We start from the raw sequence: 5181 nt of genomic DNA on the forward strand, positions 1-5181 counted from the left end.
ATAGCAACCGCCATATTAAGTCTGGATATCGTGCTTCGTCCCCCCGTCTTTGTCGGCTCGAACGGCGTGTCGGTCGGGCACGATGCGCGAACCGTAGCGTCGGGCGTAAACTTGCGTAAATTCAGACCCGAAAAACAGAATTTGGGCGGAATAATACACCCACGACAAAAAAACGATTAAGGAACCGGCCGCACCGTAGGCAGAACCGAAACTTCCCCCACCGAGATACAATCCCAATGCAAACTTGCCAATGGTAAAGAGCGCGGCAGTAATCGCCGCTCCCACCCAGACATCGCTCCACTGAATTTTGACATCGGGGAGATACTTGAACATCAGGGCAAACAGCACAGTGATAAATCCTAAAGAAACTGCAATGTTCAGAATTTGCCAGAGAAAATCGGCGCCGGGCAGTAAGCCAGATGCGTAATGCCCGAGAATGGAAAGTACCGCACTGACCACCAAAGAAACAAGTAACAAAAAAGCAATTCCCAAGACCGCAGAAAAAGAGAGAATTCGCTTTCTCACCAAACCCCAAATTCCCGTTTTGGGTTTGGCTTTTACATCCCAAATCGTGTTCAGAGCCTCTTGAAGTTGGGCGAATACTCCAGATGCACCGAACAGAAGTACGACGACGCTAATAATCGAAGCGACATTACCGGTATCGGGTTTGTTGGCATTTTCGATCGCGGTTTCAACGACTTTTGCCCCTTCAAGACCAACTAATCCTTGGATTTGACCGACAATTTCACCCCGAGCTGCTTCTTCACCAAAAATTGCCCCGACAAGCGCGATGGCGATGATCAGTAATGGCGCGAGGGAAAAGACTGTATAGTAAGCCAGGGCAGCCGCTAAGCGCGAGGCTTTATCTTTTTGCCATTCTTGGAAGGCTTCTCGGATCAATTTCCAAATCTTCTTCAGGTTCATCGCCAGTTTAGTAAGGTTTTCTCGATCGAATACTTGAGTCTTTTTGCTTAGTTTCGGTAAAAATGTGGAGCCGCGCAACTATCTAAAGTTAGAATCGATCGTCAACTCTCAACTCGACCCACGGACAGAACACTGTTGTTTTCACAAGACAATCTATCCCTAAAGGTTCATCAACTTTGTCGAGCGATCGACTACAATATCTAGTTACCTTTCAGGTTAAAAGCTAGTCGCAATCATTTTTCGAGCCTTCCTCGTGTTTTACAAATTTTAGGTTTAGGAGACAAGATCGTGAAATTCTGGAAACTAGCAAGCTTATTCTATCTCGCAGTTTCTATCTATATATTATGGCAAATTCGGCAAGTTGTTTTACTTGCATTTACGGCGATCGTCTTTGCCACCGTCCTCAATGCACCCGTTCGCAAGTTACAAAAAGCGGGTCTCAAACAACGGGGACTCGCGGTTATTTTTTTTGTAGTGATAGGCTTAGCGGTATTGACTGCTATCTTTTTAAAAATTGTCCCATCCGTTTCCAATCAATGGCAACAATGGGTTGACATCGTTCCGGCTGGAATCGAGCAGCTTCAAGATCGATACGAATGGTTGCAAATTCCTAGAATTGAGAAAATTTTATTAGATATTAAAAGCGTTCGAGAAGTCTTGAACCATTTGCAAAACTATGGGAATGGAGTCTTTAGCGGATTTTTTACGGTTTTCTCAAATTCGGTTGATTTTCTGCTTAACTTTTTGCTGGTTGTTGTCGTTACGCTAATGCTTCTTTTCGATCCGCGCTCTTATAAAAAAGCATTCTTGAGTTTATTTCCCTATCGTCACAAACCCAAAGTCGCTCGAATTCTCGATCTCTGTGAAGAATCTTTGCTCGGGTGGTTTATCGGGATTTTGTTCAATATGACGGTGATTGTCGCCCTCAGTGGAATCGGCTTATGGTTGTTGCGCGTCCAACTGCCGATCGTTAATGCTTTAATTGCCGGTTTGTTAACGTTTATTCCCAATGTCGGCCCGGTGATGAGCGTGATTCCGCCAGCGGCGATCGCTCTGCTCGACGCACCCTGGAAAGCAGGCGCAGTGATTGGACTGTATATTGCCATTCAGCAGATTGAAAGTAACGTTTTAACCCCGATCGTGATGAAGAGAGAAGTGTCGCTCTTACCCGCTGTAACGTTATTATCTCAGGTGACTTTTGGCTTTTTCTTTGGTTTTTTAGGATTATTTTTAGCGCTTCCGCTAGTTGTTGTTATCAAAGTTTTAATTCAAGAACTTTGGATTGAAAGAATGATGCCTGATATAGAAGATAACCGAGAAAAAATCCTGGAGGAAAATCAAGAATTACTCAGTCATTAATGTAAATTTTTGAAGGGAAAGTGATTCAAACTAACATAGTAAAATTAGGTGCGATCTTAACGATTGCCTTCTCAGTTTAAAAGCTCGATCGATACTGTTCGAGAAAATTTCTTTACCCCCGTTAACTCCATCAACAAAATATTAGCTGCACTACCCACGTCGGCCTACGGGCGTCTAAAGACCTACCTAAAGCAAGTGCCTCTGTCGTTAGGTCAAGTCCTCTACGAACCGAAAGATCCGATCGAATATGCCTATTTCCCCCATCAAGCAATGGTTTCTCTCGTCTCGATCGTGGAAAATGGGGCGACGACGGAAATTGGCTTGGTTGGCAATCAAGGGATGGTCGGTCTTCCGATTCTTTGGGGTGGCACTTCAAGTCTCAACCGAGCGATCGTTCAAGTGGCGGGCAGTGCACAACGGATTAGGGCAGATATTATCAAAGACGAGTTCTCTCGGGGGGGAGAGCTGCAAAAACTGCTGTTGCTTTACACCCAAGCTCTATTTACCCATACCGCACAGACAGCCGCTTGCAATCGCCAGCATACGATTGAGAAACGGTTGGCGCGGTGGTTGCTCAGCGCTCGAGATTGCACGCTCTCGAACGATCTACTTCTAACTCAAGAGTTTATTGCCACAATGCTGGGGACGGGTCGTTCTGGAGTCACCATCGCGGCGGTTACGTTGCAACGAGCGGGAATGATTCGCTACAGCCGAGGGAAAATTACTATTATCGATGGCGAAAATTTGGAAGATGCGGCTTGCGAATGCTATCGAGTTGTCAAGAACGAGTTCCAACGGTTGTTTGAAGTCGAGAGGGGACTCAGTTAGGAGCATCATTCAGAATAGATCGAACTTGCGTTCGGTATCATACAGACAAATTTTTTTCGATGTATCACTATTCTAAAAAGAGATTGACACGAAGTGATTCGCACGCAATCGTCATCCCGCACGTTAGACTAAAAACTGCTTCGACAGGCACTAATCTTGTTACTGCCCGAGATGCACTTTTGGGCGCAAAAGAGCTTGCACGTTGTTAATAACATACTAATTGTATCTTATTTATTTGCAACTTCTAAATCAGTCGTCCGCTAGCAATACTTTTCAAAATATTTTTAATATTTACTCAAATCTTTGCCATGACGGTTACGATTTGTAGGTTAGTTTTAATTCATCTGATGGAAATCTTTTAGCTCATCCCATATTTGTATTCGCTGATTTAGAGAGGGTCGAGTGGTTTTGCGCTTAGTAACTAGACTTTTTGCAAGTGTCCTCTATTTAGATTGTGGCTCTTTCATTTAGCACTGTCTATTTCTAAAATAAGCCTTTTCTAAGTCTCTATATCTATCAACGCTTAAATTTTGTCAAATCTTTATCTCTACATAGCATAGAATCTTTAGTTTTGTTAGGTACGCCCTAGTTTTTAAGTTCTCGACTCTAGGATAAACTCAAATTTTTTTCTCTTATAGATCGAAAAAGCACTATATAGTTTGAGTCGTCAAATTTAAATCAGTCCGAGCTTTAAAAAGTCAACTCTAGCTTGTCATTACTTTATTGAGGTTTTGAATGTTTCCAAAACTTCTAAATTTGACTTTGTTATACGTGACTAAAGAAGTCAACCAAATTCTGAACGAACTTCCGGTCTATCCCTATCAACAGATATTTTCCGACTCGTACTTGCGTCAAACATTAATGGCTCGCGTTTTCTCTCAGATTCCCAATCGGTATATTGTCGTCGATAGAAGGAAAACATTACCCAAACAATCCATATTGATTCAATTTACAACAGAAGAGCAATTGCAAATCGAGAACTCGATCTACGAAGCCATTGTCGATTTGATGTCAGAAGCGATCGATCGAGTTGTTAAAAGCGAGTTTCAGCGTTTGTCTGGAGTCGATCGAGCTTAATCTGAATGGGGATCGAAGTTTTACAGATGTTCGATCGAGCATAGACAAATGTTAAATAATATGGTATTCTATTTTGTAGTACATTAGCACGAAGCTAAAACTTATCAAATTTTATAATGTTAAGTTTAAATCTTCGGCGGTCGTCACAACACTGCAAACCGTACTCAAAACTGCGATAAAAGGCACTAATAACGTTACTGCCTACTCGATGCACTTTTTCAGAATTTCAGCAGTCTTGTCAAAAAATTTTTCTAGAGATTTGCTCTAAACTAAATCGCTTCTAAAATCGTTCGATCTTTAAATTTGGTCACCAACAATTTAAAACGTCAACGAAAAGACTTGAGAAAGTCGAGTTTTCTTTAATTCTTTTTCTTGTCCCATTTGTAACGAAAAACTCGTTGCATAAAGCTTTTTACTTTCAATTTAGCTCGAGCTTCGTCTGGATAATTTTAGCCATAATTTAACCCGAGGTTCTAGATGTTTCCAAAACTCCCTGTTTATTCTACTCGACAAGCCTTTTCTAAGCCATATTTACGCCATAAACCGATCGCTCGCGTTCTCAGCCAGATTCCCAATTGGCATATTGTCATCGATGAGAGTGAAGAACTGCCCCAACCCACGAATTTTCTCCAATGAACGGCAGCCGAGCAGGTGCGGATGGAAAACTTAATCTACGAAGCCATTTTTATTTTTGCTCTCATGTCAGAAACAAGAGAGCGAGTAGAAGCCAAAGCCAAAGCTGTTGGTTTGCCAAGTTCTTAACGGTCTTCAAAAGTATCAGCGTTTGAGAAGAAGTTGCCATCTACTTTTCTACTTTCCGAACGGTATTTGTTCGATTCTCGTCTCGGAAATTTTAGACATCTTCCTAACCTGGATTATTCACAACGCCGAGCGTAAATGCCTGAAACCCTTAACAGTCGTTGAATTCGGGAATTGTCGATCGATTACAAACTGTGATGAAGACAAAACTCACCGATCGACTGATACTGAAGG

Annotated in this window: 5 protein-coding genes; 4 read left to right on the forward strand and 1 reads right to left on the reverse strand. The window is 42.3% G+C overall.

What is annotated here, in order from left to right:
• Positions 1-15: 15 nt before the first annotated feature.
• Positions 16-924, reverse strand: coding sequence for a YihY/virulence factor BrkB family protein (locus tag IQ235_RS18405; RefSeq protein ID WP_264322869.1), 909 nt, complete (start codon positions 922-924; stop codon positions 16-18).
• 288 nt (positions 925-1212) lie between these two features.
• On the opposite strand from IQ235_RS18405, the gene IQ235_RS18410 reads away from it, so the two are divergent.
• The 4 genes from IQ235_RS18410 to IQ235_RS18425 all read left to right on the forward strand — a co-directional run bounded on the left by IQ235_RS18410 (position 1213) and on the right by IQ235_RS18425 (position 4824).
• Positions 1213-2283, forward strand: a complete 1071-nt coding sequence (locus tag IQ235_RS18410; RefSeq protein ID WP_264322870.1) for an AI-2E family transporter — start codon at positions 1213-1215, stop codon at positions 2281-2283.
• Between the two features lie 195 nt (positions 2284-2478).
• The gene (locus IQ235_RS18415) at positions 2479-3111 is read left to right on the forward strand and encodes a Crp/Fnr family transcriptional regulator (protein WP_264322871.1); all 633 of its coding nucleotides are present in this window, start codon (positions 2479-2481) and stop codon (positions 3109-3111) included.
• 735 nt (positions 3112-3846) lie between these two features.
• Positions 3847-4188: a hypothetical protein gene (locus IQ235_RS18420; protein ID WP_264322872.1), complete on the forward strand. Its 342-nt coding sequence runs from the start codon at positions 3847-3849 to the stop codon at positions 4186-4188.
• Between the two features lie 477 nt (positions 4189-4665).
• Positions 4666-4824 carry a hypothetical protein gene (locus IQ235_RS18425; protein ID WP_264322873.1) on the forward strand — a complete coding sequence of 53 codons (159 nt, stop codon included), beginning with the start codon at positions 4666-4668 and terminating at the stop codon, positions 4822-4824.
• Positions 4825-5181: the final 357 nt, after the last annotated feature.

Source organism: Zarconia navalis LEGE 11467 (assembly GCF_015207075.1).
Taxonomy (GTDB): Bacteria; Cyanobacteriota; Cyanobacteriia; order Cyanobacteriales; family Geitlerinemataceae; genus Zarconia; species Zarconia navalis.

Excerpts from the sequence above, each read along its gene's own strand:
- IQ235_RS18405 (WP_264322869.1), bottom strand. The coding sequence starts at position 924 with ATGAACCTGAAGAAGATTTGGAAATTGATCCGAGAAGCCTTCCAAGAA.
- IQ235_RS18420 (WP_264322872.1), top strand. The coding sequence starts at position 3,847 with ATGTTTCCAAAACTTCTAAATTTGACTTTGTTATACGTGACTAAAGAA.
- IQ235_RS18425 (WP_264322873.1), top strand. The coding sequence starts at position 4,666 with ATGTTTCCAAAACTCCCTGTTTATTCTACTCGACAAGCCTTTTCTAAG.